Raw genomic sequence first — 26740 nt, 5'->3', positions numbered from 1 at the left:
GTTATCCGCCGGGTCGCCTGCGGACAAAGAATCATAAAAGGGAACGGGCGCGCATGATGAAATGGTTGCTGGTTGGCTTGCTGGTTGTCTTTTTGTTGCTTGGCAGCTTTCTGCTGACCCCGTCTCCGATAGACAGTAAAGCCTGGGATGCGCCCTCTCCACCGGCCATGACCGGTGTGCTGGCGCCCAATGAACGGTTGCGGCTGGCGGATCTGCTTGCTCGTGGCGAGGTGTACGGCCCGGAAGACACCACCATCGGCCCTGATGGTGTGCTCTACACCGGTACCCAGGATGGATGGGTTGTTCGTGTTCACCCTGATGGTACGGTGGAACACTGGCTGGAAACCGGTGGCAGGCCGCTTGGACTGGTGTTTGACAGCAACGGCAATCTGATTGTCGCCGACGCCTGGAAAGGCCTGTTATCCATTACCTCTCAGGGTGACATCACGGTGCTTACCCGGGAGGCCGAGGGCACCCCCTTCCGGTTCACGGATGATGTGGTGATCGCCCCCGATGGCCGAATATATTTCACCGACGCCAGTTCCCGCTTCCAGCAGCCTGATTACGTACTCGACTTGCTGGAGATGCGTCCTCACGGCCGGTTGTTGAGGTACAACCCGAAAACCCGGAAAACCGAGGTGTTGCTGGGTAACCTGCATTTTGCCAATGGCGTGGCAGTATCCCCTCAGGGCGATTATGTACTGGTGAACGAGACCTGGAAATACCGCATTCTCCGGTACTGGATCAGCGGTCCCAAGGCTGGCCGGGCTGAGGTATTTGCCGACAACCTGCCGGGTTTTCCGGACAACCTGGCGGTGGACGGTGGGGGCCGTTACTGGGTCGCCTTCCCGACCCTGCGTAATCCCCGGGTCGATGCCATGCACAAGTCCCCCTGGCTGAAGGATCTGGTTGCCAAGTTGCCGGACAGCCTGAAGCCCAAGCCCCAGAACTACGGTCTGGTCGTCGCCTTCAATAGCAAGGGCCAGATGCTGACCAGCCTGCACGACACTCGCGGTACTCATCTGCAGGAGATTACCTCAGTTAATCCCCACGACGGTGTTCTATACTTTGGTTCACTTCACAACGACCGTATTGGCCGGCTACCGTTGCAGGCCATCCCAGGCCTTGGAGAAGCAACCCCATGACTGATGCCCCTGCCCTGAGCTGGGATTTGCCCGGCCCGTTCACCCTGGAAATCACGGTTCAGGCCGAAGATACCGATCGACTTGGCCATGCCAATAACGTGGTGTACATCCGTTGGCTGGAGGAAGTGAGCTGGGCACACATCGAGAGTCTGGGCATGACCTGGGCCCTGCACGAGGAAACCGGCAAGGCCATGGCCATTACCCACACCGACGTTGACTACCTGATGTCGGCTAATGCCGGCGACCAGCTGGTGCTGGGCACCTGGCTGACGGACTGGGATGGTCGTTTTCGCTCGGCCCGCCAATTCCAGTTGATTCGCCGGGCCGATGGCAAAACCCTGTTGCGGGGGCTGTCTACTCACGCCTGCGTTGATATGAAATCCCAGCGCCCGGCTCGGGCTCCGAAAGCCTTTGTCGATATTCTGTCCGGCGCCCTGGTGCCCGGCGGCCGGGGCCTGCCGCGCTAGGGCCGTCGCCGGAAATATCTGCTAGTCTCATCCTTGATGCCCCTCGAGGGACATCTGACCCCATGCACTCCGGAGGCAACCATGGAACCTACCGACGTTAGTGAATCAATCCTCATGCAGCACGTGATCTACGGCGAGTTTGGTGAGCGGGAGGTGCTTCAGGTGGCGCAGGCTCCGGTGCCTGAGCCCCGGGAGGGTGAAGTGGTTATCCGAGTGCATGGCGCCGGTTTGAACCCGATTGACTGGAAAACCCGGAAGGGGCTGGGGTTCGCCGCCCGACAGATCGAAAACCGGCTGCCCTGGACGCCCGGGTACGACGTTGCCGGTGAGGTCGTCGCCGTTGCTGAGGGCGTGACCACCCTGGCCCCGGGCGACCGGGTGATGGGTATGGTGGGCTTTCCGGCCGGCGGTGGTGCTTATGCGGAGTACACACTGGCTCGTGCTGATGAGTTGGCCATCGTCCCTGATGAGCTTGATCTGGTGACTGCCGGCGCGGTGCCCCTGGCGGCATTGACGGCCTGGCAGGCCCTGTTTGAGGTGGCCAGGCTGGAATCCGGTCAGAAGATACTGATTCACGCCGGGGCTGGCGGTGTCGGCCATTTTGCGGTTCAGTTTGCGCTGGAGCGTGGCGCCCATGTGGTGGCGACAGCCTCACCGGCCAATCGGGATTTTCTGGCAGAGCTCGGCGTGCACGAAGTGATTGATTACCACACTACCGACGTGGCTGAGGAGTGCTATGGCCTGGATGTGGTGCTGGACCTGGTGGGAGGGGAAGCCGGCAAACGCTCCCTGCATACCCTGTCAGAAACCGGCGTGCTGGTGACCATTCCCACTGTGACTGCAGATGACATTGTCAGCGCCGCCGAGGCCATGGGGCTCCGGGCCCACGGCATGACCGTAAGGCCGGACGTGTTTCACCTGGACGAAATTGCCGAGCTCATTGAAGACGGCGATGTGCGGGTCCATATTGACCAGGCTTTCCCGCTGGATCAGGTACAGGCCGCCCACGCATTGCTGGAGGGCGGCCACGTCCGTGGCAAGCTGGTGCTCGACTGCCGCTGACGGTTGCGAATAGCGTCAGGCTGGAGCGGCACCGCTTGCCGTTTTGTCGCCTTTCTCACCGGCAGGTTCTTCCCGGTCCCGACGTTCCTTCTGGGGTTGTGGGGGAACCAGGCTGATCAGTACCCAGTCATCACCTGGCTCAAGGGTTTCCATGTCCTTGACCGGGTGAATATGGTCCCGACTGTCGCGTACGAACAACACCAGGGCCTGGTTCTGATACTGGTTCAGAAACTGCTGGTAGCTGAACTCTTCGCTTAGCTGCGTGGTTTTCACGGTGTAGCCCTGGCTGACCAGGCTCGCCAGCTTGGCATAGCTGACGCCATCGAACAGTCCCCGGGTTCGCTGCACCTTGCCTGCGGTCTGAAGCCGCGCCCGCTGATCCTGGTCGCCTTCCACCAGACCAAATACCGAATCATCTCCGAACCAGTCCAGAAAATGGTAGGTGGCCAGACTGTTCATCTGCTTGTATGGCGACAGTATCAGGAGGTTGCCGATCCCGGTCAGGTCCATATGTGTGGCGGCATGTTCCGACACCGGGTTGCCGAAATACACCGGCAGGTTTTCCATGCGCGCCTGACGCACGTTCTCCCAGTTGGTGTCGGTCAGCATGGTGGGAATGTCATGCTTTTTCAGAGCCTGGGCCACCAGCCGGGCCACCGGGTTGGCGCCCAGAATCAGGAAGCCGTGCGCGGGCGGTTCCTGAACCCCCAGCAGTTTTGCCACTGGTCGTGCAGTGAGGCTTTGCAGGGTAACGGTGGTGATGATGAGCATAAACACCAGTGGTACCAGTACGCCGGCACTCTCATACCCGATTCGCTCAAGCTGGAATGCGAACAGCGCTGAGACCGCTGCAGCGACAATGCCACGTGGAGCAATCCAGCTCAGGTACAGCTTTTCCCTCCAGTTCAGTGTGGTGCCAATGGCCGAGAGGAAGATGCTCGCGGGGCGTGCAATCAGCATGAGGATAGCCAGCACAGCAACCAGGCCCCAGCCCAGTTCGGCGATGGCAGCAAACTCCACGCGGGCGGCCAGAATGATAAACAGGGCCGAAATGAGCAAGACACTGAGGGATTCCTTGAATTCCAGAATGCTGTCGACCGGAACCTGCTTCATGTTGGCCATCCAGATGCCCATCACGGTGACGGTGAGCAGGCCGGATTCGTGGGCCAGTTCATTGGAGATGGCAAAGACACCGAGCATGAAGGTGAGCGTGCCGGCGTTATGCAGGTACTGCGGGATCCAGTGCTTTCTGAGGACCAGGCCGTTCAGGTAGCCGGCGGCGGCACCGATGGCAAAGCCAACCAGCAGAGTCTTGCCGAAAATGTAGAGGGAGTGGCTGAAAACATTACCCTGGCCCCAGGAAACGATGCCCTCGAACACCAGAACGGCCAGCAGTGCGCCTACCGGGTCAATGATGATGCCTTCCCAGGTGAGGATGTTCGCCAGCTTGGAGGTGGGGCGTACTGCCCGGAGCAGGGGGGCAATCACGGTAGGCCCGGTGACCACGGAGATAGCACCGAACAACAGGGCAACTTCCCAGGATACTTGGAGAATCCAGCGGGCGGCCAGGGTGCCGATAATGCAGGTGACGATGGTACCCACAGGAATAAGATTGCGCACCATCTTGCCGTGGCCTTTGATTTCCTCGTAGCGCAGGGTAAGGCTACCCTCGAACAGGATGATGGCCACTGCCAGGGAGATAACAGGAAACAGCAGGTCGTCAAAAATGGCTTCCGGTTGCAGGAACCCGGTCACCGGGCCGGCAAGGATGCCACCGGCGAGCAGGAACAGGATAGCCGGCATGCGTACCCGCCATGCCAGCCACTGGCAAACCAGGGAAGAAACGCCGATGCCGGCCAGAATTAACGTGGTGCTTACGGCCATAAAAGGGCCCCGATGGTTGATTTAGGCGTTGGCCTTGCGGGCGATGCGATTCAGCAGCCGGGACGCTGCGAAAAAGCCGAAACTTGCTGTCACCGGGCTGGCAGCACCAAAACCGGTGGCGCAGTCGAGCCGCACCGGGCCGTCGCTTGTCGGTTTCTGTTGACATACCTCGCCGTCCGGGGCGGGATAGGTCAGTTGTTCCAGAGAGTATACAGCTTCTACGCCGAAGCGCCGTTTCGGGTTTCGGGAAAAACCGTATTCCCGGCGCAACATATTACGGACCTTGGCCAATAATGGATCCTGTGTGGTTTTTGCCAGGTCGGCCACCTGGATCTGGGTCGGGTCCATCTGGCCTCCCGCGCCACCGGCACAGACGATCGGAATCTTGCGCCGCTGGCAGTGGGCAATCAGCGCCGCTTTTGCCTTCACGCTGTCGATGGCATCCACCACGCCGGTCATATCTTCGGTGATCAGCTCGCCGACATTCTTCACCGTGAGAAAGCCAAAGTGCACCCGAATATCCGCCTGGGGATTGATGGCGCGCAACCGCTCCGCCATGGCATCGGTTTTGGTTCGACCATACTGGCCCTGCAGAGCGTGTAGCTGCCGGTTGGTGTTGGAGACACAGATGTCGTCCATATCAATCAGGGTGATGGTGCCGATACCACTACGCGCCAGAGCTTCTGCCGCCCAGGAACCGACGCCACCGAGACCAACAATGGCGATGTGAGCATGGCGGAAAGCATGCAGGGCCTTGCGGCCGTACAGACGCTCTATGCCTCCGAAGCGGAGCGAGTAATCGGTGTTCCTGAGGTGTTCGCTACTCATAGTTGCCCGTGCGATCGGTGTCGACTGGAAATCCAGGGCAGATAGTAACTGACAGACCGTAGAGGCGCGAAGGAGTGAGACAAAAAAAGTGGGCCCGGAGGGCCCACGGATTGATTGCACAAGGAGTGTTGGGTAGGACGCTGAGCCTTTATTGGCTTACATCAATCAGTACGGCCAGTCCCAGTTCGTCGCGATCACCTCCAGCCTCGACATAGCCTGTGGTGAAGACCCCCAACGAGCCGTCTGAATTGAAGAAACCCTCCAGTACGGTATGGTCAGAGTTGGAATCACCAACGGTGATCGTTGTCGCCCCATTGGCTGCCAGTGACATGGTAAAAGCTTCTGCGTTTACGACATCCGCCATTGAAGTGAGGTCCGACCCTAAGCCCGCCGGCATTTCCAGCTCAGAGAAGGTGCCGGTAACGGTGCCTGCCGTATTACTGCTGGCAGTCAGGTAGGTATTGAACTGCGACGCTGACAGGTTGATGGTGTTGCTACCACCTCCTTGCAGGTGCATGGCCATGAACATCAGGCGATACTTTTTGCCGGACAGATCCAGGGTCTGGGTGGGGAGTTTGACCAGCATTGTTTTTTCAAACGACGCAAACTCCCCCTGCAGGCATTGCTGGGCCTGACTGTTGCAACCATCGGTCTCGGTGAAGTCGATATAGTCACCGGTTTCGTTGACCTGGCCAACAGCCCCCCCTCCAAAGTCGATGCTGCCATTGGCAGAAATGGGCAGGGTTACAGCTGCCTCCGCAGCAAAGTTGTTACTGCCATAGATGGCTGCACCGTTGGCGTTAACCACCAGTTCGTGAGAGGTGCCGGCCTGGGCCGTAGCCTCAAAGTCACCAGAAAACGCAACAACATTGTTTTCGGTTACCAGTTCCAGGTAGCCGTTTTCAAGGTAGGCGCTCAGATAGATGCGTCCGTAATCACCCTGGACCTCGGCACTGGTCAGGTTGTCGGGTTGACGAATGAAGACTTCCAGTGTTCGCGCTACTTCGTCCCCGGAGCGGGCATTCGGGTCGAGAGCATCGTCCTGGCCGTCGTTGTCGGTGTCGGTCAGTTCATAGCGAACCCCGGCCTCGTGGTTCAGGCCGATAAACATACCTTGTCCGGAGACCTGCTGAAAAATGTAGCTCTGACCGGGCCAGCGCCAGCCAAAACCGGAATCGGTGTCGAGATCCTCTTCAAACTCTCCTTCAACGGAGAGCACTCCTGCGGTGGTGTAGCTGCCTTCGAAGCTTTCTGAAAGCTGCTCGCTGTCTACTTCGTAGTAGACCATGGCCTGATCCAGCGCGGTACCGTGAAGGTTGGCGTAGGCGGAATCGCTGGCGGTGAAGTTTACATTTACCGTTCCGGTGTCACCGGCTGTGAAGGTGAAACGGTCAATCCAGGTGTCATGGGCATAGGTGCCGTAGCCATTGCCATCGGTATCGTGAAGGGCGAAGGCGAAGGCGGTGTTGATGTAGTTACCGGCAATCGAAGCCGTCGCTGCGCCTTGTGCGCTGATCGCCACGACATCGTTTTCAATGAAGGTCCCAACCTCGTTCTCAAGCGATGTAAACATGGCATCGAGATTTTGGCCGCTTACCTTGGTCAGGTCGTATTCCTCGACCTTGCCGCTGAGTTTGACCACATCGGTAACGACCAACTGGTCAAGATTGGCGCCGGTCTCGATAAATTTTCGCAGCACGAATTCAGACACCGGGCTGATGTCGACGTCTTTTTCAACAACCTGGGCCCGTAACTGCTGGTTGTTCTGCCCGGTGATACGAACGACGAGGTTGCCTGCCAGGTTTACGCCCTCGGGCAGAGTAAGGGTGTAATCACCGGAAATAGAGGTGCTGGTGGTGGCAAGTACATTGCCGATCTGATTGCCGTCGTCGTCCACACGAATGAGCTCGACATTTGCTCCCTGAACTGGTTGAAGGCCCGTTATGGCCGCTGCGGCCGGGGAGATCAGGAAGTTCACTGCAACTTCCATGAGACCGGGCTCCTGCCAATGTGCCACGGTTCCGGCGGGGGCGGTCGCTGTGCCGGAAATGGTCTCTCCGGAGGCTGTGTTGCTATCGCTGCTGCTGCCACCACTGCTTCCCCCGCACCCTGCGATGCCCACAACAGAAGAAACGGCGGTCGCCAGTGCGAGTTTCTTGAAACAATTCATATAAAGCTCCTTGATTCAGTTAAATCACCGGATTCGGCGGGTGAATCCGGCTCGGCCCTGAGGCTCCCTGTGAGAGGGTTATTCAGATATAGCAAGGAGGATCTGGCAGCGCCCCACCCATTTGGGGAGTGGGCGAGAATCTTTTGTAGGCAATGTGTAACGGTCTGCGGGTGGAATATTTCAGCAGTTTGCACTAGTTTACGTCGTAAACAGCGATACAAGAGCTCTCTGCCGTGACCTCCCCGCACCGTGAAGGTTTTTTTCAGCACGACTATCACGAATTGATTGGACTCATCTACGACGCCGTGACGGCAGAGCAGGGATTCTTTCCGTTTCTAAGGCGATTCATCGACATTTTTCATGGGCACAGCGCTTCGTTTGCCATATACAACACGGCAGAAAATGCCTTGCTGGGCGCCTGGACCGTTAATATCCCTGAGCAAGCGCTGGAGTTTTATTCGGAGCACGTCTCCCACCGGGATGTTCTGGTCGAGCGGGCGATGTCGTTCTATCAACGGGGAGAATGCCGGTTTGTCGCCAGCAACCTTGACCTCGGGCCAGATGTTCAGCGGTTACGCGATGAGACCCGGGCAGAGGAATGGCTGGAGAGTTACGGGGCCAGCGAGGCGGCTGGTGCAGTGGCCTACATGGAGGGGCATTACCTGAACTTCTTCGGAATACAACGGTCCGCAGATCAGCCGGCATTCAGTTATGAGGAACTTCGGGTATTTGATGGTTTTCTGCCTCACCTGCATCGTGCGGTAGATCTCTACACCCGGCTGATGCAGAAGCGCTGTGAGCCAGCGGTTGAACGCCTGGTGCTGGAACGTGTTAATCGAGGCATCATCATTTGTGACGCATCCTTTCGTGTCGTTTTCCAGAATGCCAAGGCGGACGAGATACTGGGCAGGAATGTCGGCTTGTGGATTAATGACGAAGGTATGCTGGCAGCAAACGGTAGCGAAAGTGCACGCCGTTTTGCCATTCTCCTGTCATTGGCCGTTGAGGCCTCTATCGCACGCCAGGATCTGGATGACCAGGTGCTCAGCCTGGCTCACGGCCGCCAAAGGATTACACTGGTAGTTTCTCCCTTGCTATCCGGCGCTGGTTCCGGGAGCTCTGCCCAGGGGGCGCTGGTCACCTTGCATGATTTAAGCTGGAGCCCTGAAATCAAGGAGGACCTGCTGCAGAATCTATTCGACTTGACCGATGCCGAGGTTGCCGTGGCCAGTGATCTTCTTCACGGCCAGAGTCTGTCAGATATTGCCCATACGTCTGGACGATCCAGAGAGACCGTTAAATACCACCTCAACAGCATCTTCCGGAAAACCCGGACCCGTCGCCAGGGTGAACTCGTGTCGCTGCTGTCGCGGGCCTGCCTGTCGCCATAAAAAAAGCCGCGCATAGCGCGGCTTCAAGAAGGTACCAGCCTCGCAAGGAGGCGGGTTGGACTAGTTCAGAGACACTAATCAACGTGACTATTATCAATTTCTGATCTGTCTTGATGAAGGTCACAAATTGCCATTTGTCGGTCATTTCCGGCCAGGATTTTTGGCCTGACCGGAAGCTCTGCCGCTTAGGCCATCCACTGCTCATCTTCCAGGGCCATCAGGCTGTCTTTGCCGGACTGAATATCGCGTAGCAGCCAGTCCGCCTCAGGCATCAGTTTCTCGAAATAGAAACGGGCGGATACCTGCTTGCTTTCCAGTAGTGGCTTGTTACCGGCGCCTGCTTCGAGCTGCTGGCCAGCCACGGCAGCCATGCGGGACCATAGATAGCCGATGACGGTCAGGGCTGTCAGGCGCAGATATGGCGTTGCCGCAGCGCCAGCCTGCTCCGGATCTTTCGGGGCATTCTGGGCCAGCCACAGAGTGGCCTGCTCAAGACCCTTGACGGCGCCTTTCAGTTCTTCCCGGTAGGGCGCATCAGGATTGTCTTTCAGGTAACCCGTCAGCTCGGCAAACAGGGCGCGTACCAGTTGCCCGCCCTTCAGCGACAGTTTGCGGCCCACCAGATCCATCGCCTGGATGCCGTTGGTGCCCTCGTAGATACGGGCGATACGGCCGTCGCGTACCAGTTGTTCCAGCGGCCAGTCCTGGGTGAAGCCGGAGCCACCCAGTACCTGCTGGCCCCAGTTGGCGTTGTTGTAGCCCTCATCGGTCAGGAAGGCTTTGACCACCGGCGTCAGCAGTTGCACCAGATCATCGGCGTTTTCACGAACCTTTTCGTCCGGGTGTGCCACGGAGAGATCCAGCTGGTGGCCGGTAAACAGTGCCAGTGCACGCATGCCTTCGTTCAGCACTTTCTGGCGCATCAGCATGCGGCGTACATCCGGGTGCACAATGATCGGATCGGCCGGGCCGTCGGGATTCTTCGGGCCACTCAGGGAGCGGCTTTGCAGACGCTCTTTTGCGAATGCCAGGCTTTCCTGGTAAGCCATTTCCGCCAGACCCAGGCCCTGCATGCCCACCATCAGACGGGCTTCGTTCATCATGGTGAACATGGCGCTCATGCCCTTGTTGGGCTCGCCCACCAGCCAGCCCTTGGCGCCTTCGAAGTTCATGACGCAGGTGGCGGAACCCTTGATGCCCATCTTGTGCTCCAGGCCACCACAGAAGGCCGGGTTGCGCTCACCGGAGTCTGGCAGGAACTTGGGTACCACAAACAGGGAAATCCCTTTGGTGGTGTCTGGCGCGCCCGGCAACTTGGCCAGCACCAGATGGACAATGTTGTCCACCAGATCGTGCTCACCGCCGGTGATCCAGATTTTGGTGCCCTCAATGGCGTAGCTGCCATCATCATTCGGGGTGGCTTTGGTGCGAATCAGGCCCAGATCGGTGCCACAATGGGGTTCGGTAAGGCACATGGTGCCAGTCCATTCGCCGGAAATCAGTTTTTCCAGATACGTCTGCTTAAGCTCTTCCGAGCCGTGGGCATAGAGGGCGCTGATGGCACCATGCGTCAGGCCGGGGTACATGCCCAGCGACAGGTTAGTGGAGCACACCATCTCGTCCACCACGAATTTCAGCGTGTGAGGCAGGCCCTGGCCGCCAAACTCCAGTGGCGCGTCCAGTGCGGTCCAGCCACCTTCGACAAACTTCTGGTAGGCCTCTTTGAAGCCGTCTGGAGTCTTGACCAGTTTGGTTTCTGGGTCGTAGCTGCAGCCCTGACGGTCGCCAACCTGGTTGGTGGGCTGAATAACCTCTGCCGCCAGCTTGCCGGCCTCATCAATGACCGCGGAGATCAGGTCGGGTGTGGCATCGGCATACTTTTCCAGCTCGTGCAGCTTGTCTGCACCCAACACATCAAACAACAGAAAGCGAAGATCGTTCGCTGGTGCCTGGTATTGCATGGATACTCTCCTGTTTTAATTTGACGGTCTCAACGACCGCCGGATGTCGTCGTTCTGATCTGGAAGCCTTACTTCATACGGGCGTTTGAATTATTTGGTTTGCTTCAGGATGGCCCGAACGCATTGATTTTTCGTATCAACGGCATGGTGTTGATTGATAATCGGGAGATCGGTGAATGACGACCGTTATTGCGGGGGTGTCCGGTGCCATCGGCGCGGCATTGGCCCGACGTTATCTGAGCAGCTATCCGGACCGGAGCCTGGTTGGGCTGTGCCGGAGGCCGGAGACGGCGCCGGATGATCTGAAAAATCACTCTGGCGTGAGATTGATGGCCTGGGATGCAGAAGACGAGCAGCGGCTTGATGTCGCCGAGTTCAAGGCTGCGCTGGAAGCTTCTGGTCCGGTTCACACCGTTATTTATGCCGCAGGCCTGCTGCACGATGACCAGTTGTTTCCGGAGAAACGGTTGGAGGATATTGATGGCCGAAGCATGATGCGAAGCTACCAGGTGAACTGCGTCGGGTTTGCCCTGCTGATTCAGAGGCTCGCTCCGGCGCTGAGGGGAAAGCACTTCAAGCGTATTGCCGCGGTGTCTGCGAAGGTGGGGTCTATTTCGGACAACCAGTTAGGGGGCTGGTATGCCTATCGCGCCTCCAAGGCGGCCATGAATATGGTGGTAAAGAACCTTTCTATTGAATTGTCGAGGCGTTACGCGCCACTGGCCTGCGTTTCCCTGCACCCGGGCACCACCTTGTCGCCGCTGAGCCAACCGTTTCAGCAGTCGCTGGAGCGGTTAACGGTACACGAGCCAGAGCAGACGGCAAGCAATCTGTTTTCGGTTCTGGAAAGCCTTGATGCCAGGGATAATGGACGTTTTATCAGTTGGGATGGCAGTGATCTGCCGTGGTAGCGCAGTCATGCTGCGGCGGCGCCGCAGCATACTGTTAACGCAGGAACGGATTGAGCAGGCGGGTGAAGGTCCCGGTCAGCTTCAGGGGGGCGCTCAGCACGGACAGCGTAATGCAGTCTTCGCAACCGACGGCCACCGGACGATGTTCGTCCTGTTCGTTCAGAACCACAAAGTCCCACTGATTGAATACGCCCTTCTGGTCTGCAAATGCCCCTTGAAGCACAATCGTGGTTTCATCGCCACGGTGGGTATGGGCCGGCGCCTTGCCGCCCGCTACCAGTTTTTGCAGAACGACCCTCTCGTTCTGGCCGGGAAACTTGTCGGTAATGTCGAGCACACTCACGTCCGCAAGCTGACGTTTCCAGGGCAGCGCATTGATGTCATCCCCGAGCAGTTTCTGCAGAGGGCTCACCTTCGGTTGAGGAACCACCGGAGATGATGCTTGCGGGGAACTATCGATGCGCGCCATCAGTTGGTCAAAGCTCGAATCAGCCACCGTCACCTTTGGCTGGTGATCCATCATGACAGCGCCCAGGCTGTTCAGAGTATCGACCCGGCTACGGCAGTGGGGGCACTGCTCCAGATGCAGGCGGATGCACAGTGCATGGGGCTCGCTCAGGTTGCCCGCACTGTACTCCATCAGACTCAGGCTGTCGGGATGGTGCCGTGTCATACGTTTTGATCCTGCAAAATCACTTTCAGTTTGTTCAGTGCCAGGCGAACCCGGCTTTTCACGGTGCCGAGAGGAATGTTGAGCTCATCTGCCACCATCTGATGGGATTTGTGCTCCATATATACCTTGGCAATTACGGTAATCTGCTCTTCCGGGAGCTGGCTCAGCGACTCCCGGATGCGCCGCTCGGACATCAGGCGATGCAGGGAGGTGACTGGTTCGTCTTCGTTATCACCCGGGATCTGCCAGAGATCCTCGGTTTCCACCGCCATCTCAGCACTGGTGCGCTGCATTTTGCGCAGCATATCAATGCGCTGGTTCCGGGCAATGGTGAAAATCCAGGTGGAAGCGGCCGCTTTGCGCCAGTCGTACAGACAAGAGCGACGCCAGATAGAGACGAAGACTTCCTGCACCAGCTCTTCCGCGTGGCTGGCCAGCCCGTTCGAGATTGCGTAGTACTTGATCTGCGGGGCAAAGTGCTCGAACAAAGCGTGATAAGCCGCCCGATCCTGATGCTTGCCGACTTTTTCCAACAAAACACCCCAGGGGTCTTTGCGCCCTTCGGTTTTCGTTGGTTGCTGCTCCAGTGTTGTCACCGGGCGCTCCTTGACAGTTATCGTATTTGAGCTGGCTATGGTCATCATTCTATGCACTCGTCACAGATTTGTCAGTGAGAGTGTTTACGCAATGGATTACCGGGCGGATTCATGGATTCCGAAAAAATTGTCGGGATGGCCTGAAGGCCGGAAGAACTGCGTCACCGGGGTTATTGCCGGTTGCCCCGGCAGGGGCTAGTCTGATCGGTAAAACAACGATCAAAAATTCCAGACCATGAACGCAACGCTCTCCAGTGGCTCTTTGCCCGTTATGCGGGTGCATTACGCTGAAATTCTCTGCCAGTTGGCAGAGGAGCGTGGGGTGCGTCGTTCCGATCTGGTGTCAGTGGCCGGTATTCGAAACAGCCAGCTCAGTCATCCCGACAATTTCATTACACTTGATCAGTTCACGGCGTTATGCCAGCAGGCACTGACCCGCTGTGGCGATGAATGCCTGGGGCTGGAATACGGCAAACGTCTGAAGTTCACCGCGCACGGAGCCCTGTCCCAGGCTGCCATCAGTTGCGACACCCTGGAGCAGGCGCTGGCGGTGTTGATCAAATATTTCCGGATCCGGTTTGCCTACATGTCGCTGGCGTTCTTCGTCGAGGATGAGGATGCAGTGATTCAGCTGGAGATTCACCACGACACCGAGAAGCTTCATCGGTTTAATATCGAAGTGGTGATGGCCACCCTGATGGACGTGAATTACCTGTTATTCGGCACTCAGTTACTGGATGGCGGGCGGTGCCTGGTGGATTACCCTCGCCCCGAGGATGTTGAGCGCTACCAGTATCTGTTCGGCGGCAAGGTCACGTTCTCGGCGGGAGTAAACCAGTTGCGTTTTCGCAAGTCGTTTCTGGGGTTACCGATGTCACTGTCCAATCCGGTTGCCCGCCGGGTGGCAGAAGCCCAGTGCGAGGAAGAAATGCGCCAGATGGAAGCATCTGCCTCGGTGAGCGATCGGGTCTTGCGTTTGCTGGAGTCTGCCCGGGATGGTCGTTTGCCCGGCCTCGAGGATGTGGCGCAGCAAATGGGGGTGTCGCCACGAACGCTTCGGCGGCAGCTCTCCGCCGAGGGTGGCGGGTTTCATGGTCTTCAGGAGAGTGTGCGACATCAGCGGGCCCGGGAGCTGCTGTTGCGCCATTCGGCGATGAGCATTGACGAGATTGCCGAGCATCTGGGTTACAGCGACCCGTCCAATTTCGGCCGGGCCTTTCGCAAGTGGGAAGGAGTGTCGCCCTCGGCCTGGCGCCGGGACAATCAGACCTGATCACGCCTTTTCGTCCGTCCTGACGTCTTATCCTTCTTCCAGGTAGGTATAGCCCTCAAGCCCGGAGGACAGCTCGGCCAGCAGCGTTTGCTGCAGCTCTGCAGCCAGGCCGCTGTGCCGGAACTTCTGCCGGTAGGCCTCAAGCAGGTTGGCGGGTTCGAAATTCACATAACGCAGTACTTTCGCCACGGTGTCCCCGGTAATGGCTTTCCCCACCTGATATTGCCCCTGTTGGTCCAGTTTCACGTCCACCGAGTGGGTATCGCCAAACAGGTTGTGCATATCGCCAAGGATTTCCTGATAGGCGCCGGTCATGAAGAAGCCCATCAGCAAAGGGGACTCCGGGTCGTGTTCGGGCAGTGGCAAGGTGGTTTCGATGCCCTGGCCGTCCACGTACTGATCAATCCGGCCGTCCGAATCGCAGGTGATATCCTGAATCACGGCCCGCCGGTTCAGTGACCGGTTAAGCCCGTTGATCGGCATCACCGGAAAGATCTGATCGATGCCCCAGACATCGGGCAGGGACTGGAACAGGGAAAAGTTCACGAACAGTTTCTCAGCAAGCTTCTCGTTCAGCTCGTCGATGATTTCCCGGTGCGCCCGGTTGGCGCTGTCCAGCTCGGCCCGGAGCATCCGGCAGCAGCGCACGTACAGGGTTTCGGCCTGGGCCCGCTCCTGCAGGGACAGCAAACCGTGGGCAAACTGGGCGTGGACATCGGCCATGGCGTGCAGGATGTCGTGATAGATTTCCGCCAGTGAGCGGGGCGAGTCCTCATCCTGAAGACTTTCCAGGTCTCGCCAGAGATCCTGCAGCGGCGCGGGGGCCTCAGCAGCGGGTTCCGTAGGCTCGCGGTTGTCCGGGTATTCGCGGTCAATCACATTGGTGACCAGTACCGAATGATGGGCGGTGAGCGCCCGGCCGGATTCACTGATCAGGTCCGGGTGCGGGATACCCTGGCGGTCACACTCGGACTGCAGCACGTGCACCACGTTGTAGGCGTATTCGAATACGCTGTAGTTCATGGAGCAGCTACTGCGGGAACGGGTTCCTTCGTAGTCGACACCCAGGCCGCCGCCGATATCGACGGTACCGATGGGGGCGCCCATAGCGTGCAGTTCCGTGTAGAAGCGAGCGCATTCACGCAAGCCGGTCTGGATGTCCCGGATATTGGCAATCTGTGAGCCCAGATGGAAATGCAGCAGTTGCAGGGTGCCCAGGGCTCCGGCCTGTTTCAGGGTATCCACCACATCCAGCACCTGGCTGGCAGACAGACCGAACTTGGATTTCTCGCCCCCGGTATTCTGCCAGTTGCCCTTGCCAATAGTCGCCAGACGGGCTCGCACGCCAATCAGCGGGGAAATGCCCAGCTTCTTTGCTTCTTCCAGAATCAGTGGCAGTTCCGACTGCTTTTCCACCACGATAAACACCCGGTGACCCAGTTTCTGGCCGATCAGTGCCAGGCGGATGTACTCCCGGTCCTTGTAGCCGTTGCAGACAATCACCGAACCGGCCTGCTTTGCCAGCGCCAGTACGGCCATCAACTCCGGTTTGCTGCCGGCTTCAAGGCCCACCTGGTTGGCTGAGGCGGCCGGTTCGGCTGACAGCAGTTCTTCCACCACCCGGCGCTGCTGGTTTACCTTGATGGGGTAAACCGCGGTATAGCGGCCCCGGTAGCCCTGCTCCTGAGTGACTTTGTTGAAGGCATTGCAGAGCTTGTTGACCCGATCGTGCAGGATATCGGTAAAGCGAATCAGAACCGGCAGGGGCACACCGGCTTCGGCCAGCGAGCGAGTCAGCGCCGGCAGGTTGATGCGGGCGTCGCTTCTGCCCCGGTCCGGGCAGATTTCAACCTCGCCCTGACCGTTGACTGAAATGTATCCGTCACTCCAGTGAGCGATGTTGTAGACCTTGTGGGCTGGTGATGCAGCGGTTTCAGCCATTGTTGCTATCCTGTCAGGGAACCCGGGGCGGCCGGCGGGCCGGTAACAGGCTGCATTGTAGGAGCTGACCACTGCACCTACAATACGCCCCTTTCAGATGCCCCGGCACATTGCAGCGGCACACAGTGGGAGACAGACATGACCGCATTGAACGAAGGCTGGTTCACCGAGGTATTTCAGGACCAGGGCACCGCTTTTTCCCTTCAGGTAAAGCGCAAGCTCCATGAAGAGCAGACGCCATTTCAGAAACTCGAAATCTATGAAACCGAAACCTTCGGCAACCTGATGGTTCTGGACGGCTGTGTGATGCTGACCACCAGGGACAATTTCCTGTACCACGAAATGATGACCCATCCTGCGCTGTTCACCCACAAGGACCCGAAAAAAGTGGTCATCGTCGGTGGTGGCGACTGCGGCACCCTGAAAGAAGTTCTGAAACACCCAGGAGTGCAGGAAGCCTGGCAGGTGGAGATCGATGAGCGGGTAACCCGCATGTCTGAGAAGTACTTTCCAGAGCTGTGCGAAGCTAATGGTGACCCCCGCGCCAACTTCTTTTTCGGTGATGGCATCCAGTGGATGCGTGATATCGAGCCGAACAGCATTGATGTGCTGATTATCGACAGTACCGACCCGGTGGGTCCTGCGGAAGGCCTGTTCGCGCTGGATTTCTATCGCGATGCCATGTTGGCCCTGAGGGAGGGCGGTATCATCGTTCAGCAGAGCGAATCCCCCCTGCTGCACACCAATACCATCATCAAGGACATTCACGATGATATGCATAAAGCCGGTTTTGGCCATGTGCAGACATTGCCATTCCCCCAGCCGGTATATCCCACGGGCTGGTGGAGCTGCACCATGGGCAGTAAGGAAAACCCGCTGAAGTATTTCCGCGAGGAAGATGCCAGCAACCGCCCCTTTGTCACCCGTTACTACAATGCCGGGGTGCACCACGGTGCCTTGGCCATGCCGCAGTTTATGGTGGATGCGCTGGAAGATGAGGTTCGCCCGGAAGAGGGTTGAATCAGAGCTTAAAGAAAAAGGGCGCCACAAGGGCGCCCTTTTTTATTCCGGTAGGTAGCGGTGTTACTGCTTGCCGCTGACAAACTCCGGATAGGCTTCCATACCGCATTCGGAGAGGTCGACACCTTCGTACTCTTCCTCTTCGGTCACACGGATGCCCATGACAGCCTTCAGGATACCCCAGACGACCAGGCTGGCTACGAATACCCAGATGAAGATGGTCAGGGCGCCGATGATCTGGCCGCTGAAGCTGACATCGCCGTTGGTAACCGGTACCAGCAGCAGGCCCAGCAGACCACAGACACCGTGGGCAGAGATGGCGCCGACCGGGTCGTCGATGCGCAGCTTGTCCAGAGTGACGATGCTCAGTACCACCAGGATGCCGCCCAGGGCGCCCCAGATAGTGGCTGTCAGCGCGCTCGGGGTGGATGGCTCGGCGGTGATTACCACCAGACCGGCGATCGCACCGTTCAGCAGCATGGTCAGGTCAGCCTTGCCAAACATCAGGCGAGCGGTGATCAGGGCGGCAATAGCGCCACCGGCAGCGGCTGCGTTGGTGTTCAGGAACACCATGGCCACGGAGTTGGCACTGGCGACGTCGCCGAGTTTCAGTACAGAACCACCGTTGAAACCGAACCAGCCCATCCACAGGATGAAGGTACCCAGAGCGGCCAGCGGCATGTTGGCGCCCGGGAAGGCACGGATTTCACCGTTGGGGCCGTATTTGCCTTTACGCGGGCCAAGCAGCAATACACCAGCCAGGGCCGCAGCGGCACCTGCCATGTGTACGATGCCGGAGCCGGCGAAGTCACTGAAGCCAAGATCACCGAGGTTGTACATACCGAACACATCGGCGCCACCCCAGGTCCACGCGCCTTCCAGCGGGTAGATAAAGCCAGTCATGAAGACCGCGAATACCAGGAACGCCCACAGCTTCATGCGCTCGGCAACCGCGCCGGACACGATGGACATGGCGGTGGCCACGAACACGACCTGGAAGAAGAAGTCAGAGGCCGCTGAGTAGATGGAGCCGCCGGTGAAGCCGTCTTCACGGGTGGCGAAGTCACCCAGTACGCCGTCCACGTCCACATCGGCGATGCCGGAGAGGAAGACGTTACCGCCGTACATGATGGCGTAACCGCACACCAGGTACATGGTGCAGGCCACGGCAAAGAGCGCGACGTTCTTGGTCAGGATTTCGGTGGTGTTTTTAGCACGCACCAGGCCGGACTCGAGCATGGCAAAGCCTGCGGCCATCCACATGACTAATGCGCCACACACGAGAAAATAAAAGGTATCTATTGCATACTGCAGGTGAAAGAGATTGCTTTCCATAGGAAGCCCTCCGCACAAGGCTCTTCAGGTTATAAGTTTTTTGCGTTGGCTAGGTGTCAGTTCTGGATCAGACCGCTTCTTCGCCGGTTTCGCCTGTCCGGATCCGGATAGCCTGTTCCAGTTCAGTCACGAATATTTTGCCGTCGCCGATCTTGCCGGTATTGGCTGCCTTGGTGATGGCTTCGATGACCTGGTCCAGCAGGTTGTCGCCAATGGCGATCTCCACTTTGACCTTGGGCAGGAAATCCACCACGTATTCCGCGCCACGATAGAGCTCTGTGTGGCCTTTCTGCCGACCGAAGCCTTTGACTTCAGTGACGGTTACGCCTTGTACGCCAATCTCGGATAGTGCCTCACGGACATCATCCAATTTGAAAGGCTTGATGATCGCTGTCACAAGTTTCATTGCTTTCTCCTTGGTAAAGCCGTCCCAACAGTGAGGGCCCGTCGGCCGGTTGTTGAGTTCGGGATGCTGCCACCTCGCACATCAATTGTGCGGATTGCGTACGAGGGCTTTAGCATCGGGTATGCCAACGCAAAAAATAGCTTTTAAAACAAACTCTTAATTATTGTCTGTGCCGAAATGGCGCAGCTTGATGCACTGTTTTGGTGCATTGCGCCTGCGATTGTCTCAAAACAGCGCAGTCGAGCCATCGGCCGCGGCCATTATAATGCCGACCGGGTACAGTATGGCAGGGGGTAGGGTGTGATACACTCCCGCAAACACCCCGGCGACACGGAAAATAGTCTGATATCGCCGAAAAACCGATACGAGAGGTGATTGATGAAAGGGCCCCAGGAAATTTTTTCTCAGTTGCAGGGTCAGTTTGGCCAGTTTGTTCCCGATATGGCTCGGGCAGCACGGGAAGATTTTGAAACCCAGGCCCGGGCCACGGTGATGTCGGTTCTGTCCCGGCTGGAGCTGGTGACCCGGGAAGAATTTGATGCCCAGCAGGCGGTCCTGATGAAAACCCGTGAAAAGGTTGAGGCCCTGGAAAAACGTGTTGCCGAACTGGAGCAACGCCAGAGTTCCTGATGGTTTGCCCGGGCGGCAGGGTCGCTGCCCGCAACGACTGATTGTTCTGTGCCATGGAAGGTTGTCATGCTCGCTATTGTCCATTCGCGCGCCAGCATTGGCGTGTCTGCTCCCCCGGTTACCGTTGAGGTGCACCTGTCTGGTGGCCTGCCGGCATTATCCATCGTCGGGCTGCCGGAAACCGGAGTGAGGGAAAGCAAGGATCGGGTTCGCAGTGCACTGCTGAATGCCGGTTTCGAATTCCCCGCCCGTAGAATCACCATCAATCTCGCGCCTGCTGACCTGCCCAAAGAAGGTGGCCGTTTTGATTTGCCCATTGCCCTGGGCATCCTGGCAGCCTCCGGCCAGATTCCCCCCGAAAGCCTCGAAAGCCACGAGTTTCTCGGAGAGCTGTCCCTGGATGGTGCGCTTCGGCCCCTCAAGGGGATATTGCCCGCGGTACTGGCGGCTCGCGAAGCAGGCCGTTCGCTGTTGCTACCTCAGGACAACGCCGAGGAAGCTGCCCTTGCCAGCCGTGATGATGTGCTTGCCGCCAGCCATCTGCTGACAGTATGTGAGCATCTGGCGGGCCGTGCCAGACTGGTTCCTGTTCCTCGATCTGAAACGCCGGGAGACGGTGCCGCAGCGGTGTCTGTGGCCGATCTCTCAGAGGTGCGAGGCCAGCAAGTGCCCCGTCGGGCGCTGGAGGTGGCCGCAGCTGGCGGTCACAATCTGCTGTTTTTCGGCCCTCCCGGAACCGGTAAAAGTATGCTGGCGAGCCGGTTACCGGGCATTCTGCCAGGTTTGCCAGATGAGGCAGCCATGGAGGTGGCCAGCGTGCATTCCGTTGCGGGCCAGCCGCTAAAGCCAGGTGGCTGGCGTCAGCCACCATTCAGGGCGCCTCATCACACGGCGTCTGCAGTGGCGCTGGTGGGCGGTGGCAGCAGTCCTCGCCCGGGCGAGATCTCTCTGGCGCACCGGGGGGTGTTGTTTCTGGATGAACTGCCGGAGTTTGAACGGCGGGTCCTGGAAGTGCTGCGGGAACCTATGGAAACAGGCGAAATCTCCATCAGCCGGGCGGCGCGGCAGGTCACCTTCCCAGCGCGATTTCAGGTCGTGGCCGCCATGAACCCATGCCCATGTGGTTACAGTGGTCACCCCAATATCGAGTGCCAGTGCACGCCGGCACAGGTGATGCGTTATCGGGCAAAGATCTCGGGGCCGTTGCTGGATCGGTTCGATCTGCATGTGGAAGTTCCGGTGCAGTCCGGAGAGGTCTTGCTCGGTTCCGGGGTGTCCGGTGAGAGTAGCGCCAGTGTCAGGGCCAGGGTTCTGGCTGCCAGGGCCCGGCAGGAGGCTCGTGGGATGCTCAACTCGGCCCTCTCGGGAGCGTTGCTGGATCAGGCTTGCCGGCTGGATGCCGCCAGTGAGCGGTTGTTGACCCGGGCCATGGAGCGACTGGGGTTGTCGGCCCGGGCGCTCCATCGAATATTACGACTGGCCCGCACCCTGGCGGATCTGGAGGGTGCTGAACACCTGAGCCAGTCACACCTGATGGAGGCGCTGGGTTACCGTCAACTCGACCGTCAGGCTGGCCAGGGGTCGGTTGTCTCCGCCTGAAGCTGCTGACTCTGGTAAACTGTGTGCCAGGTTTATTCCATGAGATCCGCTTTGAAGCTTGAGGACACAGAATGACTGACCAGAACGAGACTCAGGATACGAATCCGGTCACCACACGCCGCGGTGTTCGCAGCTTTGTACTGCGCCAGGGGCGGATGACCGAAGGTCAGAAGAAGGCCTTCGATCGCAACTGGGCCAAGTACGGACTGAGCCGTGACAATGGCATGATCGACCCCCGTGAGGTGTTTGGCCGCGATAACATGCTCAACCTGGAGATCGGTTTCGGGATGGGCAAATCCCTTGCCGATATGGCCGAAGCTGCACCCGAGCAGGATTTTATCGGCGTGGAAGTGCACCTGCCTGGCGTCGGCGCCTTGTTGAAAGAAGTGGAATCGCGTGGTCTTGAGAATGTGCGGGTATACAGCATTGATGCCAATGATGTGATTGACCTGTGTCTGCCGGATGCCTGTCTGGATCGGGTGATGGTGTTCTTTCCGGACCCGTGGCACAAGAAAAAGCATCACAAGCGCCGCTTGATCCAGCCGGAATTTGTACAGCGCATCCGCCATAAACTCCGGGTGGGCGGTATTCTGCACCTGGCCACTGACTGGGAGAACTACGCTGAGCATATGCTGGAAGTGATGAGTGCGTCAGAAGGCTTTGCCAATACCCAGGAGCAAGGTGGTTATTCGCCCAAGCCTGATGACCGCCCGATCACCAAGTTCGAGAAGCGTGGCGAAAGTCTTGGCCACGGAGTATGGGATTTGTTGTTTTATCGCACCAACTGAGTTCAGTGGGAGTGAGTCAGGGGCCTGCGGCGGGAAGCACGGATGACCACGAGGCCCGCCATGCCAAGTATCAGGCCGGTGAATTTCACCAGCGCCAGAATGGTGGCGGTCAGGCTCAGGGAGTCTGAAGGCGGATTGAAGTTATTAAGCAGAACAATGTTTTCCGCTACATCGCTGATGCCTGCGATGACAAAAAGGGCGCGCACCCAGCGGGCGACCATCCGTTCCCGGATACCCGGTCTGTCCCGGGTGAAGTGGCGGGTTAATTGAAGCAGCGCGGCCAGATAGACCACGATGAACACAAAGTCGAGCCACAGTGATAGCCGTGCCATGGCGAGATTGCCGTCACGCCAGCTGCGCAGAATGGCGTGAGTCTGCTCGGCGGTACCGGCCAGCTGTAAACTGACAATCCCCTGAGGCGCGGCGGACGTATGCAGTGGCTGGTTCAACGCCACCAGAACCAGCCACAGTGCCAGTGCAGCCACCAGGGAAACCTTCATGGGCAGCTTCATCGGGCGCATGGGAATAAGCGGTGGGCGCTGGGCTGAGTCCATCAGAGAAAGTGCTCCAGCAGGCTGTTCAGGTATCTTTGCCCCTTTGCCGTCGCCTGCAGACGGTCGGGGACGATCAGGTTTTCATTTCGTAACTGCTCAAGTTTTACCGCAATGGACGACAGTGGTAAACCTGTATGCTCACCGTACAGTCTTTCGTCGGTGCCGCTTTTTAGTCTCAACGCATTCATCATGAATTCCAGGGGCCGGTCTTCCGGCTCTATGGCTTCACTGCCAGCGGTGCGGGAGCCGATCCGGTTGAGATATGCGTCGGGCTGCCTGGTCTTCCAGTATCGCAGGATGCGTCCGTCGGCAAGGCTCACCTTGCCATGGCCGCCTGCCCCAAGGGCCAGATAATCCCCGAAGGTCCAGTAATTCAGGTTATGCCGGCTCTGAGCGCCCGGCAGGCTCCAGGCGGAGACTTCATAATCGTCCATCCCCGCCTGGCGCAGCAGATCTCCCCCGAGCTGGCAAATCTCCCAGAGCCGGTCATCGTCCGGCAGGGCGGGTGGTCGGGAGAAAAACTCGGTGTTGGGCTCGATGGTGAGCTGATACCAGGACAGGTGCCGGGGCTGGTAGCTCAACGCTGCCTGTAAATCATCCAGAGCCTGACTCGGTGTCTGGTCGGGCAGGCCATGCATCAAGTCGACATTGAAGTTATCAAAACCGGCCTTGCGGGCGGCTTCAATGGCGCTGTGGGCCGAAGCTCTGTCGTGAATCCGGCCCAGGGTTTTCAGTTGCGCCGGATCAAAGCTTTGAACACCGATGGACAGCCGATTGATGCCAGCCTCCCGGAAGCTCTCGAATCGACCAGTCTCCAGCGTGCCGGGATTGGCCTCCAGGGTGATTTCGGCCTCGGGGCTGAATGTTAGCCGTTCCCGGAGCCGCTCGAACAGGCGGTGGTAGAACGCGCCGCTCATCAGGGACGGGGTTCCGCCACCGATGAACACGGTTTCAATGGGGCGTTCCCGTACCAGGCTCAGATCCTGATCCAGGTCTTCCAGAAGGGCGTTCAGGTAGGCGTGTTCGGGAATCTCTCCCTTGACAGCGTGGGAGTTGAAGTCGCAGTACGGGCATTTGCGCACGCACCAGGGCACGTGAATGTACAGACTCAAGGGCGGGCAGACCGCCACGGGCAGGGTGGCGGTCACAGTATTAAAGCTCCGCCCTGAGTTGATCCAGAAGGCTGGCCAGAGCCCGTCCCCGATGGCTGATCCTGCCTTTCTGCTCCCGTGTCAGCTCGGCAGCGCTGCATCCATGCTCCGGTACCAGAAAGACCGGGTCGTAACCGAAGCCGCCTTGCCCGCGCGGCTCGGCAAGAATGCGGCCTGGCCAGCGACCATGGCAGATGATCGGCGTGGGATCGTCAGCATGGCGGAGATAAACCAGAACGCAGTGAAACTGAGCGCTGCGCTCTGCTTCAGGCGTGTCTTTCAACGCTGCCAGCAACGCCTCGACATTATCATTGTCGGTTGCCTCTTCGCCGGCAAAGCGGGCGGAGCGAACGCCCGGGCGGCCGTCCAGGGCATCCACGGCCAGGCCACTGTCGTCGGCCAGCGCAGGCAGGCCAGTGACTCTCGCTGCATGGCGGGCTTTGATAATGGCATTCTCAACGAAGGTAACGGCCGGTTCTTCGGCCTCTGATACCCCAAGCTCACCCTGGGCGACCGGCTGCAAGCCAAGTGGCGCGAGCAGATCAGTCAGTTCGGCGATCTTGCCCTTGTTGTTGCTGGCGATGACGAGTTTGCGGGCCATGGTATCAGTCGTTGAACAGGGTATGGGAAAAACGGATCGGAAGATCTTCCTGGTGGCCGCTGGGGCGCGCCGTGACGTTGAACGTCATCAGATCTCCGGATTGATACTGGTACTGGGCAATGAAGTACACGGCATCACCTTCCTGAATGCGCCGGAACGCCAGAAAGTTCACCTGCTGGATATCGTTGGAGACCTGGCCTTCCACCTGCCCACTGACGGGCTGGATCTGGCCGTGCTCGTCTTCGGTCATGATCGAGATGTTAACGATGCCGATGCCCCGGCTGCGTTGCAGATTGTTGGCCTGTGCCACTTCCGGCGCGAGGAAGGTGCTGGGGAGCACGCTCCAGTGCACCTGATATTCTCCGAAATCCTTTTGTCCGGCCTGGCTGGTGATCGATACCAGCGTGAGCCCGAATGCCAGAAACAGTGTCTTGCTTGCAGTCAGAAGGTTCATCATGTGCTCTCCCGTGTGATGCGGTATATGGCGATTTCCCCCAACAGATTGGGCCAGAGCCGCGCCAGCCAGCTGTTCTGATGCTGCCCGTCCACTACCCGGCGGCTTTTGATCTTGATGCCTTTCTGCCGGCACAGCGCTTCAAAATCCTTGAAAGTGCAAAGGCGGATATTGGGGGTGTTATACCATTTATACGGCAGTGCATCGGATTCGGGCATTCGGCCGCTCAGCGCCAGGCCCCAGCGCAGTCGCCAGTGGGCAAAGTTGGGGAAGGTGACGATGCCTTCGCGACCCACCCTCAGCATTTCATCAATGACCTTGTCGGGGCGGCGTACCGCCTGCAGGGCCTGGGTCATCAGGACAATATCGAACATGCCATCATCGAAGTTGTCGAGGCCCTGGGTATCCAGGTTCTGCTCGATCACCCGTACGCCGCGGCCCATACAGGTGGTGATGTGGTCCGGGTTGATCTCAAGGCCAAATCCGGTGGCATTGCGCTCCCGTTGCAGGAAATCCAGCAGGGTGCCGTCGCCGCAACCCAGGTCCAGAATGTGGTGGCCCGGGCGCACCCACTGTTGAATAATTTCAAGATCTGCTCTCATGCGCCGACCTCCCGTGCTACCCGGTCCATATACGCAGTAAAGATGTCGGTGTATCTGGGGGTTGGGATCAGGAAGGCATCATGGCCCCAGGGTGCATCAATTTCGGCATAGCTTACGCGCTTTCTGGCGGAAATCATGGCATTGACCATTTCCTCGGAGCGCGCCGGCGAGAATCGCCAGTCGGTGCTGAAGGACAGTACCAGGTATTCACATTGTGCCGGTGCCAGGGCCTTGGACAGATCGCCGCCGAAGTCGTAGGCGGGGTCAAAGTAGTCCAGTGCCCGGGTCATCAACAGATAGGTGTTGGCGTCGAAGGTTTCGGAAAAGCGCTCGCCCTGGTAACGCAGGTAGCTTTCCACCTGAAACTCGGCGTCGAAACCGAACTTGTAGGCTTCCTCACGCAGTTCACGGCCAAATTTTTCGCCCATGGAGGCGTCTGAAAGATAGGTGATGTGGCCAACCATCCGGGCCAGCATCAGGCCGCGCTTCGGCACCAGATTCTCGTCGTAATAGCGGCCTTCGAAAAATTCCCGGTCCGAAGTGATGGCTTGCCGTGCGACTTCGTTGAAGGCGATGTTCTGTGCGGTCAGGCGTGGAGTCGAGGCGATGACCACGGAATGCCTTAGCCGGTCCGGGTAGTCCAGGCTCCACTGCAGGGCCTGCATGCCTCCGAGGGAGCCGCCAACCACAGCGGCCCATTGCTGAATGCCCAGATGATCCGCCAGTCGGGCCTGGCTGGCGACCCAGTCAGCCACGGTAACGACCGGGAAATCCGGACCATAGGGTTTGCCGGTTTCCGGGTTGTTGGAGTTGGGGCCGGTGCTGCCGTGGCAGCCACCGAGATTGTTCAGGCTGACCACGAAAAACCGGTTGGTATCAATGGGCTTGCCGGGGCCGATACAGCTGTCCCACCAGCCCGGCTTGCGGTCGTCCAGCGAGTGGTAGCCAGCGGCATGGTGATGGCCGCTGAGTGCGTGGCAGATCAGTACCGCATTGCTGGCATCGGCGTTGAGTTTGCCATAGGTTTCCACCACCAGATCGTAGCTTTCCAGCGTCTGGCCGCAGGCCAGCTCCAACGGCTTGTCGAAGTGGATGGTCTTCGGGCTTACAAGGCCCACGGAATCCGAGGGCAGGGAATCAGGCATGGGTGTGTTGAGTTCCTGGTTCGGTCCACTGGTGTCTGGCCACAGGCCTTGGCTGGCACCGGAACTGGCGCCAGCACTGCAGTTTAAAGGCGGGGGGAGGTTGCTGCAACCGGCGTTTAGGGTGCCTGTCTGGCGAGTCGCACCAAAGTAGTG

At 58.7% G+C, this 26740-nt stretch carries 25 protein-coding genes; 10 read left to right on the top strand and 15 right to left on the bottom strand.

Annotated elements, in window-relative coordinates; genetic code table 11:
• The first annotated feature begins 53 nt into the window (after window positions 1-53).
• The 3 genes from ACAM27_RS00510 (at window position 54) to ACAM27_RS00500 (ending at window position 2674) form a co-directional block, all read left to right on the top strand.
• Window positions 54-1145 (top strand): SMP-30/gluconolactonase/LRE family protein, encoded by a 1092-nt coding sequence (locus ACAM27_RS00510; RefSeq protein WP_369612401.1) that lies wholly within the window; start codon window positions 54-56, stop codon window positions 1143-1145.
• Complete coding sequence (locus tag ACAM27_RS00505; RefSeq protein ID WP_183580103.1) at window positions 1142-1612, top strand: acyl-CoA thioesterase; 471 nt, start codon at window positions 1142-1144, stop codon at window positions 1610-1612. The genes ACAM27_RS00510 and ACAM27_RS00505 overlap by 4 nt, the downstream gene beginning before the upstream one ends.
• A gap of 81 nt (window positions 1613-1693) precedes the next feature.
• On the top strand, window positions 1694-2674 hold the full coding sequence (locus ACAM27_RS00500) for an NADP-dependent oxidoreductase (RefSeq protein ID WP_222534295.1): 981 nt from the start codon (window positions 1694-1696) through the stop codon (window positions 2672-2674).
• Window positions 2675-2689: 15 nt separating this feature from the next.
• Here ACAM27_RS00500 and ACAM27_RS00495 read toward each other — a convergent pair whose 3' ends face one another.
• The 3 genes from ACAM27_RS00495 to ACAM27_RS00485 form a co-directional block, all read right to left on the bottom strand.
• A complete protein-coding gene (locus ACAM27_RS00495; protein ID WP_011784056.1) occupies window positions 2690-4558 on the bottom strand; it encodes a sodium:proton antiporter in 1869 nt (622 codons plus the stop codon).
• A 21-nt stretch (window positions 4559-4579) separates the two neighbouring features.
• Complete coding sequence (tcdA, locus tag ACAM27_RS00490; RefSeq protein ID WP_141066845.1) at window positions 4580-5386, bottom strand: tRNA cyclic N6-threonylcarbamoyladenosine(37) synthase TcdA; 807 nt, start codon at window positions 5384-5386, stop codon at window positions 4580-4582.
• Window positions 5387-5534: 148 nt separating this feature from the next.
• On the bottom strand, window positions 5535-7556 hold the full coding sequence (locus tag ACAM27_RS00485) for a hypothetical protein (protein ID WP_369612400.1): 2022 nt from the start codon (window positions 7554-7556) through the stop codon (window positions 5535-5537).
• Between the two features lie 233 nt (window positions 7557-7789).
• On the opposite strand from ACAM27_RS00485, the gene ACAM27_RS00480 reads away from it, so the two are divergent.
• Window positions 7790-8947 carry a helix-turn-helix transcriptional regulator gene (locus tag ACAM27_RS00480; protein ID WP_141066847.1) on the top strand — a complete coding sequence of 386 codons (1158 nt, stop codon included), beginning with the start codon at window positions 7790-7792 and terminating at the stop codon, window positions 8945-8947.
• Between the two features lie 185 nt (window positions 8948-9132).
• Here ACAM27_RS00480 and ACAM27_RS00475 read toward each other — a convergent pair whose 3' ends face one another.
• Window positions 9133-10908: an acyl-CoA dehydrogenase C-terminal domain-containing protein gene (locus ACAM27_RS00475; RefSeq protein ID WP_206855175.1), complete on the bottom strand. Its 1776-nt coding sequence runs from the start codon at window positions 10906-10908 to the stop codon at window positions 9133-9135.
• Window positions 10909-11084: 176 nt separating this feature from the next.
• On the opposite strand from ACAM27_RS00475, the gene ACAM27_RS00470 reads away from it, so the two are divergent.
• On the top strand, window positions 11085-11819 hold the full coding sequence (locus tag ACAM27_RS00470) for an SDR family NAD(P)-dependent oxidoreductase (RefSeq protein WP_369612399.1): 735 nt from the start codon (window positions 11085-11087) through the stop codon (window positions 11817-11819).
• A gap of 34 nt (window positions 11820-11853) precedes the next feature.
• On the opposite strand, the gene ACAM27_RS00465 is transcribed toward ACAM27_RS00470, so the two are convergent.
• Both ACAM27_RS00465 and ACAM27_RS00460 read right to left on the bottom strand, forming a co-directional pair.
• Window positions 11854-12492 carry a ChrR family anti-sigma-E factor gene (locus tag ACAM27_RS00465; RefSeq protein WP_206855169.1) on the bottom strand — a complete coding sequence of 213 codons (639 nt, stop codon included), beginning with the start codon at window positions 12490-12492 and terminating at the stop codon, window positions 11854-11856.
• On the bottom strand, window positions 12489-13088 hold the full coding sequence (locus ACAM27_RS00460; RefSeq protein ID WP_014420382.1) for a sigma-70 family RNA polymerase sigma factor: 600 nt from the start codon (window positions 13086-13088) through the stop codon (window positions 12489-12491). The genes ACAM27_RS00465 and ACAM27_RS00460 overlap by 4 nt, the downstream gene beginning before the upstream one ends.
• A 235-nt stretch (window positions 13089-13323) precedes the next feature.
• Here ACAM27_RS00460 and ACAM27_RS00455 point away from each other — a divergent pair, with 235 nt between their 5' ends.
• Window positions 13324-14361, top strand: a complete 1038-nt coding sequence (locus ACAM27_RS00455; protein ID WP_153740803.1) for an AraC family transcriptional regulator — start codon at window positions 13324-13326, stop codon at window positions 14359-14361.
• A gap of 27 nt (window positions 14362-14388) precedes the next feature.
• Here the strand turns inward: ACAM27_RS00455 and speA are convergent, their stop codons facing one another.
• Window positions 14389-16302: a biosynthetic arginine decarboxylase gene (speA, locus tag ACAM27_RS00450; RefSeq protein WP_199453064.1), complete on the bottom strand. Its 1914-nt coding sequence runs from the start codon at window positions 16300-16302 to the stop codon at window positions 14389-14391.
• Between the two features lie 138 nt (window positions 16303-16440).
• Here speA and speE point away from each other — a divergent pair, with 138 nt between their 5' ends.
• Complete coding sequence (gene speE, locus ACAM27_RS00445; protein ID WP_369612398.1) at window positions 16441-17322, top strand: polyamine aminopropyltransferase; 882 nt, start codon at window positions 16441-16443, stop codon at window positions 17320-17322.
• 63 nt (window positions 17323-17385) lie between these two features.
• On the opposite strand, the gene ACAM27_RS00440 is transcribed toward speE, so the two are convergent.
• Window positions 17386-18657 (bottom strand): ammonium transporter, encoded by a 1272-nt coding sequence (locus tag ACAM27_RS00440; protein ID WP_011784067.1) that lies wholly within the window; start codon window positions 18655-18657, stop codon window positions 17386-17388.
• Window positions 18658-18724: 67 nt separating this feature from the next.
• On the bottom strand, window positions 18725-19063 hold the full coding sequence (gene glnK, locus ACAM27_RS00435; RefSeq protein ID WP_011784068.1) for a P-II family nitrogen regulator: 339 nt from the start codon (window positions 19061-19063) through the stop codon (window positions 18725-18727).
• A 378-nt stretch (window positions 19064-19441) separates the two neighbouring features.
• Between glnK and ACAM27_RS00430 the strand changes: the two genes are divergently transcribed.
• The 3 genes from ACAM27_RS00430 to trmB all read left to right on the top strand — a co-directional run bounded on the left by ACAM27_RS00430 (window position 19442) and on the right by trmB (window position 22080).
• Window positions 19442-19693, top strand: a complete 252-nt coding sequence (locus tag ACAM27_RS00430; RefSeq protein WP_011784069.1) for an accessory factor UbiK family protein — start codon at window positions 19442-19444, stop codon at window positions 19691-19693.
• A gap of 66 nt (window positions 19694-19759) precedes the next feature.
• A complete protein-coding gene (locus tag ACAM27_RS00425) occupies window positions 19760-21292 on the top strand; it encodes a YifB family Mg chelatase-like AAA ATPase (protein WP_022992150.1) in 1533 nt (510 codons plus the stop codon).
• A gap of 71 nt (window positions 21293-21363) precedes the next feature.
• Window positions 21364-22080 carry a tRNA (guanosine(46)-N7)-methyltransferase TrmB gene (gene trmB / locus ACAM27_RS00420; RefSeq protein ID WP_011784071.1) on the top strand — a complete coding sequence of 239 codons (717 nt, stop codon included), beginning with the start codon at window positions 21364-21366 and terminating at the stop codon, window positions 22078-22080.
• A gap of 2 nt (window positions 22081-22082) precedes the next feature.
• On the opposite strand, the gene ACAM27_RS00415 is transcribed toward trmB, so the two are convergent.
• Genes ACAM27_RS00415 through ACAM27_RS00390 form a run of 6 tightly spaced genes read right to left on the bottom strand, consistent with a single transcriptional unit; the run spans window position 22083 to window position 26587 of the window.
• Entirely contained in the window at window positions 22083-22634 is a 552-nt protein-coding gene (locus ACAM27_RS00415) for a hypothetical protein (RefSeq protein WP_011784072.1), read from the bottom strand.
• The gene (gene hemW, locus ACAM27_RS00410; protein ID WP_369612397.1) at window positions 22634-23782 is read right to left on the bottom strand and encodes a radical SAM family heme chaperone HemW; all 1149 of its coding nucleotides are present in this window, start codon (window positions 23780-23782) and stop codon (window positions 22634-22636) included. The genes ACAM27_RS00415 and hemW overlap by 1 nt, the downstream gene beginning before the upstream one ends.
• Window positions 23783-23786: 4 nt before the next feature.
• Complete coding sequence (gene rdgB / locus ACAM27_RS00405) at window positions 23787-24386, bottom strand: RdgB/HAM1 family non-canonical purine NTP pyrophosphatase (RefSeq protein WP_011784074.1); 600 nt, start codon at window positions 24384-24386, stop codon at window positions 23787-23789.
• A 4-nt stretch (window positions 24387-24390) separates the two neighbouring features.
• Window positions 24391-24843: a DUF4426 domain-containing protein gene (locus ACAM27_RS00400; RefSeq protein ID WP_369612396.1), complete on the bottom strand. Its 453-nt coding sequence runs from the start codon at window positions 24841-24843 to the stop codon at window positions 24391-24393.
• Window positions 24840-25442, bottom strand: a complete 603-nt coding sequence (metW, locus tag ACAM27_RS00395) for a methionine biosynthesis protein MetW (protein WP_011784076.1) — start codon at window positions 25440-25442, stop codon at window positions 24840-24842. Before metW ends, ACAM27_RS00400 begins: the two co-directional genes overlap by 4 nt.
• Window positions 25439-26587 carry a homoserine O-acetyltransferase gene (locus tag ACAM27_RS00390; RefSeq protein ID WP_121208266.1) on the bottom strand — a complete coding sequence of 383 codons (1149 nt, stop codon included), beginning with the start codon at window positions 26585-26587 and terminating at the stop codon, window positions 25439-25441. The genes metW and ACAM27_RS00390 overlap by 4 nt, the downstream gene beginning before the upstream one ends.
• Between the last annotated feature and the right edge of the window lie 153 nt (window positions 26588-26740).

It is taken from the genome of Marinobacter sp. RI1, from assembly GCF_041155085.1.
In the GTDB taxonomy this organism is placed as follows: domain Bacteria; phylum Pseudomonadota; class Gammaproteobacteria; order Pseudomonadales; family Oleiphilaceae; genus Marinobacter; species Marinobacter nauticus.
Note: the sequence above shows the minus strand (reverse complement) of the source record. Positions and strands in the feature narration are given on the sequence as shown.

Bases quoted from the DNA above. Each gene is read 5' to 3' on its own strand.
- ACAM27_RS00465 (WP_206855169.1), bottom strand. From the start codon at position 12,492: ATGACACGGCACCATCCCGACAGCCTGAGTCTGATGGAGTACAGTGCG.
- ACAM27_RS00440 (WP_011784067.1), bottom strand. From the start codon at position 18,657: ATGGAAAGCAATCTCTTTCACCTGCAGTATGCAATAGATACCTTTTAT.
- speA (WP_199453064.1), bottom strand. From the start codon at position 16,302: ATGGCTGAAACCGCTGCATCACCAGCCCACAAGGTCTACAACATCGCT.
- ACAM27_RS00495 (WP_011784056.1), bottom strand. From the start codon at position 4,558: ATGGCCGTAAGCACCACGTTAATTCTGGCCGGCATCGGCGTTTCTTCC.
- metW (WP_011784076.1), bottom strand. From the start codon at position 25,442: ATGAGAGCAGATCTTGAAATTATTCAACAGTGGGTGCGCCCGGGCCAC.
- ACAM27_RS00505 (WP_183580103.1), top strand. From the start codon at position 1,142: ATGACTGATGCCCCTGCCCTGAGCTGGGATTTGCCCGGCCCGTTCACC.
- ACAM27_RS00455 (WP_153740803.1), top strand. From the start codon at position 13,324: ATGAACGCAACGCTCTCCAGTGGCTCTTTGCCCGTTATGCGGGTGCAT.
- speE (WP_369612398.1), top strand. From the start codon at position 16,441: ATGACCGCATTGAACGAAGGCTGGTTCACCGAGGTATTTCAGGACCAG.
- ACAM27_RS00510 (WP_369612401.1), top strand. From the start codon at position 54: ATGATGAAATGGTTGCTGGTTGGCTTGCTGGTTGTCTTTTTGTTGCTT.
- ACAM27_RS00390 (WP_121208266.1), bottom strand. From the start codon at position 26,587: ATGCCTGATTCCCTGCCCTCGGATTCCGTGGGCCTTGTAAGCCCGAAG.
- ACAM27_RS00500 (WP_222534295.1), top strand. From the start codon at position 1,694: ATGGAACCTACCGACGTTAGTGAATCAATCCTCATGCAGCACGTGATC.
- ACAM27_RS00485 (WP_369612400.1), bottom strand. From the start codon at position 7,556: ATGAATTGTTTCAAGAAACTCGCACTGGCGACCGCCGTTTCTTCTGTT.
- ACAM27_RS00470 (WP_369612399.1), top strand. From the start codon at position 11,085: ATGACGACCGTTATTGCGGGGGTGTCCGGTGCCATCGGCGCGGCATTG.
- ACAM27_RS00425 (WP_022992150.1), top strand. From the start codon at position 19,760: ATGCTCGCTATTGTCCATTCGCGCGCCAGCATTGGCGTGTCTGCTCCC.
- ACAM27_RS00430 (WP_011784069.1), top strand. From the start codon at position 19,442: ATGAAAGGGCCCCAGGAAATTTTTTCTCAGTTGCAGGGTCAGTTTGGC.
- rdgB (WP_011784074.1), bottom strand. From the start codon at position 24,386: ATGGCCCGCAAACTCGTCATCGCCAGCAACAACAAGGGCAAGATCGCC.
- glnK (WP_011784068.1), bottom strand. From the start codon at position 19,063: ATGAAACTTGTGACAGCGATCATCAAGCCTTTCAAATTGGATGATGTC.
- ACAM27_RS00400 (WP_369612396.1), bottom strand. From the start codon at position 24,843: ATGATGAACCTTCTGACTGCAAGCAAGACACTGTTTCTGGCATTCGGG.
- ACAM27_RS00415 (WP_011784072.1), bottom strand. From the start codon at position 22,634: ATGGACTCAGCCCAGCGCCCACCGCTTATTCCCATGCGCCCGATGAAG.
- tcdA (WP_141066845.1), bottom strand. From the start codon at position 5,386: ATGAGTAGCGAACACCTCAGGAACACCGATTACTCGCTCCGCTTCGGA.
- trmB (WP_011784071.1), top strand. From the start codon at position 21,364: ATGACTGACCAGAACGAGACTCAGGATACGAATCCGGTCACCACACGC.
- ACAM27_RS00475 (WP_206855175.1), bottom strand. From the start codon at position 10,908: ATGCAATACCAGGCACCAGCGAACGATCTTCGCTTTCTGTTGTTTGAT.